The sequence below is a fragment of the Sivoneniella epilithica UHCC 1019 genome, from assembly GCF_040830845.1.
Lineage (GTDB): Bacteria > Cyanobacteriota > Cyanobacteriia > Leptolyngbyales > Leptolyngbyaceae > ULC077BIN1.
In genome coordinates this window covers 1-552 of sequence record NZ_JBFPDP010000128.1, presented here as the reverse complement: position 1 = coordinate 552, position 552 = coordinate 1, and the positions used below count along the sequence as shown (strand labels likewise).

General features: G+C 49.6%; 1 pseudogene. It reads right to left on the bottom strand.

Going from position 1 to position 552, the window contains the following annotated elements:
• A pseudogene (locus tag AB3R30_RS26955) lies at positions 1-552 on the bottom strand (IS630 family transposase); the annotation flags it as partial.

Below are 552 nucleotides of genomic sequence, written 5' to 3'. Positions count from 1 at the left end.
GCCACAATTTCATTGATGTATTGAGAGCGGTGAAAACTGGCGTTATCTATGACAATCGCGTCACCAGGTTGCAATAGAGGTAATAAACATTGCTCTAACCACATCTCAAACAAGTCTCGGTTGCAAGACCCTTCAAAGGTCAAAGGCGCAATCAGGTTTCCCTGGCATAGGGCTGCAATCCAACTGACTCGCTCGCTGCGTTTGCCCGACTTGAGTGCCTCAAAGCGTTGCCCATCCTCGCAGTAGCCATAGGGATAATCCTCTCGGTTATCAATCCCTGCTTCATCCACGTAGACTAGCCTAGTGGTTGATCTTGTCTTCAACTGCTCTTGAAAGGCTTGACGCTTCTGCTCATCCCGCTCTCGGTAGCCGTAAGTCTTTTTTTTCGACTCAAACCCAGTTTTTGCAACGCATGACTGATGTTCTGCTGCGTCACCCCCTCGCCCCATAACGTCGCCATCTGCCCTTGCGTCTTACCCCCATGAGCTTGAGCAAACTCTCTAAACCGTTGCCAGTCCGTGATTTTATGTCTATTTCCCCGCTGATAATGGG